General features: G+C 60.8%; 1 protein-coding gene. It reads right to left on the reverse strand.

What is annotated here, in order from left to right:
• Positions 1 to 621: 621 nt before the first annotated feature.
• A partial coding sequence (locus HX774_RS18940) for a site-specific integrase (protein WP_218650532.1) occupies positions 622 to 1,887 on the reverse strand: 1,266 nt, incomplete at its 5' end.

Below are 1,887 nucleotides of genomic sequence, written 5' to 3' on the forward strand. Positions count from 1 at the left end.
GGGACAGGCTACCGAGCCGAGGCTGTCTCGCCGACATCCGTGGAACGACAGGTCTATCGCTCGAACCGCACCGTTGCCGCCACCTTGGGGCCGAGATCGCAAATCTGCTTCGTGCGGCACGATAGATAGATTGTCAGGCCGACAGGCTCCGCAGGAGCCGCCCCCCAGCGAGGAGGTTCTGTGACCGCACCGACCCATGCGTGCGGGAGCGCGTCAGCCGCCTGCTCGGGACTACGCTCGTAGGCGACCCACGTCCCTGACCTCCCATCGATCTCAAGGTCACCCGTCGAATAGTTGATCGACCCCGCCTGTGGAGGGGGCACTGTTCCATATAATCCATACGAGAAACCAAGACGCAGACCGTCCCCTGCGAACTCGTCCACCTCCGTATCCACGCCTATGACGGGTAGACGAGTGACTCCATCAGGAATGGCCACTGAAAAGGGACCAACCGCCTCGAAGCGGTGGAAGCCCGCCGGGATCGGGGCCGCTTCAGGTGCCTTCGAACATCCAGAAAGGACTACTGCGGCACTGGCGATTGCGAGACGGTGAATGGGTTGGAACATATACGACTAACGACCGACGCGATGGTTTCGTTGACTGCCAGCAAGCGAATCTTCGTCATCCGTGTCTGACGAGATGCGACAGGTCGAGGTCTGGATAAGCGATCCGACCCATGGCTTCGTAAAGCGTTTGTGCGCGGTAGCCCCGACCGTAAGCAGCGGCGGTTTCGCCGCCTTCGTTTCCGTTCCCGGACGACCAACCCCCAAGGGCGAGTGAGACTTCGTGTTCGATACGGGCCTCGCGCAGCGCATCTCGATAGCAGTGTCGAAACGAGTGGAAGCAGGTCTTCGGTCGATCCGCTCCGGCGCGTTGGAGGAAGCGTCGAAACCACTTCGAGAAGGGGTCGCTGTAATAGCCAGTGCTCGACTTCTGAAGTTCGCCGAATAGCCGCACGGCTCCCGCCGCACGACGGTCTGCGACGAAAGTCATGAAGCCTAGATCGAGTAGCGTCGGATGAACGGGAATGAATCGCTCGCTGGCGGCTGTTTTGAGCCGTTTTCCGTTATCACTATCGGATGGGCCTTCCGTCACGAAGAAGCAGTCCACGCCGTCGAGCCGATGGATATCCGCCGCGTGAAGCTGGCAAATCTCGTTCATCCTCATGCCAGAGAACAACGCGATCAGCGGCACCCAAAACCGCCCCCGGCGCGGATGCGCGTGGCCGGGCGTGGAGTAGCCCGCCCAGTCATCCACGCAGCCACGGTAGATGGGCGCATCGAAGATCAGCCGAAGCTGCTCAACGGAGAAAGGCAGACGTTTGTCGCGGCGGCGCACGCGGTCGATGACTTGAAGTCCCTTCGCTGGGTTCTTCTCGATCCATCCCTCATTCGCCGCGAAATTCATCACGGCCCGGAACTTGTTCATATAGCCGTTGACCGAAGCGGGGGAGAGCGTGCCGGGCAGACCTGTTGCCTTCGCCATCGCAGACGCTTGGACAGGCGATAGCTTCGGAAACTTTTTTTCCGCGTTCGTCGGCAACCAAATTAGGGTGTCGAGAAGCTCGCGGCACGCCTCGCGATCAATGGAGCGGATGGTCCTTTGTGCGCCCCAGAGGCCCACCGTCAACTCCATGAGGTTGAGGTAATGTAGCTCTGTCTTCCGTGTGCGGTGCTTCGCAGGATCGGACCTGAAGAGTTCGAACGCTTCGCGCATCGTCTTTTCCGATGGTGCCGTCGATGTCGCAGGAGAAGGCTCTGGCCGAATGACCGGGCGAGCCGGGACGATTACCGATGGGCCATGCGCCTCGACTTTCCGCCATTCCGCTTCGAACGCAGCGGCGACAATCCGAGCTTCACGGATCGCGTCGGCTCGGTAGCCTGTCCC

It is taken from the genome of Brevundimonas sp. P7753 (assembly GCF_013386595.1).
GTDB lineage: Bacteria > Pseudomonadota > Alphaproteobacteria > Caulobacterales > Caulobacteraceae > Brevundimonas > Brevundimonas bullata.